Annotated in this window: 2 protein-coding genes, 3 tRNA genes and 1 pseudogene; all 6 read left to right on the top strand. The window is 49.1% G+C overall.

The features are described from left to right. Nucleotides 1-438, top strand: a 438-nt coding sequence (locus tag ABZJ92_RS21715; RefSeq protein ID WP_152025995.1) for a DUF968 domain-containing protein, incomplete at its 5' end; no start/stop codon positions are given. Continuing rightward, entirely contained in the window at nucleotides 439-804 is a 366-nt protein-coding gene (locus tag ABZJ92_RS21710; RefSeq protein ID WP_000140020.1) for a RusA family crossover junction endodeoxyribonuclease, read from the top strand. Beyond that, nucleotides 801-1,489 (top strand): annotated as a pseudogene (locus tag ABZJ92_RS21705) (bacteriophage antitermination protein Q). The gene ABZJ92_RS21710 and the pseudogene ABZJ92_RS21705 overlap by 4 nt, the downstream one beginning before the upstream one ends. 193 nt (nucleotides 1,490-1,682) lie before the next feature. Then, nucleotides 1,683-1,758, top strand: a tRNA-Ile gene (locus ABZJ92_RS21700). 1 nt (nucleotide 1,759) lies between these two features. After that, a tRNA-Lys gene (locus ABZJ92_RS21695) sits at nucleotides 1,760-1,836 on the top strand. A gap of 2 nt (nucleotides 1,837-1,838) precedes the next feature. Beyond that, a tRNA-Thr gene (locus ABZJ92_RS21690) sits at nucleotides 1,839-1,914 on the top strand. Nucleotides 1,915-1,935: the final 21 nt, after the last annotated feature.

The raw sequence follows: 1,935 nt of genomic DNA, 5'->3' as shown, positions 1-1,935 counted from the left end.
GAGCAGACCGCCACCAGCATACTGAAGCAGCGCACAAAAAATCTTGCGCCGCTGCCTCACGCCCACCAGCAACAGAATCCACCACAGGAAGAGACGGTGGTCAGCATTGCCGTTGATCCGGAATCTCCGGCTCAGTATCTCCAGCGCCAGAAACCACAACGGGAAGAGATGCCTGTATACACGCGCTGGGTAAAAACGCAGAAATGCATGACGTGTGGCAATCAGGCAGATGATCCGCACCACATCATTGGTCATGGACTGGGAGGGATGGGAACAAAGGCTGACGATTTGTTTGTTATTCCGCTGTGTCGTAAATGCCATAACGAACTACACGCCGGGGTAAAAGATTTTGAAGAAAAACACGGTAGTCAGTTGTTGTTGCTGATTCGTTTTTTAATGCACGCGAGAAATTCGGGTGTTCTGAAGTGGAAAGCATAAATGACCGAACGCATAGAATTTGTTTTGCCTTACCCGCCAACGGTGAACACCTACTGGCGACGTCGTGGCAGCACATATTTTGTATCAAAAGCCGGTGAGCGTTATCGCCGTGATGTGGCGCTAATTGTTCGCCAGCAGCGACTGAAATTAAACCTGTCCGGAAGGCTGGCGATAAAGATTATTGCAGAGCCACCGGATAAGCGCCGTCGTGACCTGGACAATATCCTGAAGGCACCGCTGGATGCGCTGACGCATGCTGGACTACTTATAGACGACGAGCAGTTTGATGAAATCAATATTGTGCGCGGTCAGCTCGTTCCTGGTGGGCGGCTGGGGATAAAAATCACAGAACTGGGGTGCGCATGAATAACCAGTATTTACAGTTTGTGCGTGAGCAGCTCATTATCGCCACCGCTGATTTGAGTGGGGCAACAAAAGGTCAGCTTGAAGCCTGGCAAGAGAATGCCATGTTCGATACAGGGCGTTACAGGCGTAAAAAAATCCGGTACCGCGATGAAGTGACTGGAAAAATGATAACGCGGGATAATCCACCAATCCCGGGAAAGCAATCGCTGGCGAAGGGGACGTCAATTCCTCTGGTCAGTCCGGTTGAGTTTTCGACATCATCGTGGCGGCGGGCTGTTCTGTCTCTTGAAGAGCACTATAAAGCCTGGTTGTTGTGGTGTTACAGCGGGAGTATTTGTTGGGAATATCAGATCGCGATAACACAGTGGGCGTGGAATGAATTTAATGCTCAATCCGGTACCAGAAAAATTGCAGGGAAAACGCAGGAACGCCTGAAAAAATTAATCTGGCTGGCGGCGCAGGCAGTAAAAGCAGAACTTTTTGGTGGGGAAGGTTATGAATACCAGGAGCTGGCATTACTGGCGGGAGTGACAACTAAAAACTGGTCCAAAACATTTACTCGTCACTGGGTTGCAATGAAACACATTTTTCACCGACTGGATAGTGAGGCTTTATTGTTTGTAATGAGAACACGTTCAAAAAAAAGACGGCATTTTCAAAGCAAAGTGTTGCAAAAGTAGATTGAAAGGCATATATTCATGCAAATCTGATACTTTGCCGATTTTGTACGTGATGGCAAAAGCAAACAAAACCCGCCCACAAGCGGGTTTTTTGTGCCACTTATCTCGGATAGACATGGTGAATGCGCTGGTGGAGGAGATAAGGGTGATTTTTGAATGCTTGCAACATTGATTTCGTAACGTTATTATCCTGCGCCCGGCCCTTTAGCTCAGTGGTGAGAGCGAGCGACTCATAATCGCCAGGTCGCTGGTTCAAATCCAGCAAGGGCCACCAACCGCCACTAGCTCATCAGGAAAGAGCGTCAACCCTTTAAGTTGAGTGTGCGAGGTTCGAGTCCCCGGTGGCGGTCCAGTGCCGACTTGGCTCAGTAGGTAGAGCAACTGACTTGTAATCAGTAGGTCACCAGTTCGATTCCGGTAGTCGGCACCATATGCGGGCATCGTATAATGG

This window comes from Shigella sp. FJ200513 (assembly GCF_040495915.1).
Taxonomy (GTDB): domain Bacteria; phylum Pseudomonadota; class Gammaproteobacteria; order Enterobacterales; family Enterobacteriaceae; genus ECMA0423.
This window is presented reverse-complemented; position numbering and strand designations above follow the sequence as displayed.

Bases quoted from the DNA above. Each gene is read 5' to 3' on its own strand.
- ABZJ92_RS21710 (WP_000140020.1), top strand. From the start codon at position 439: ATGACCGAACGCATAGAATTTGTTTTGCCTTACCCGCCAACGGTGAAC.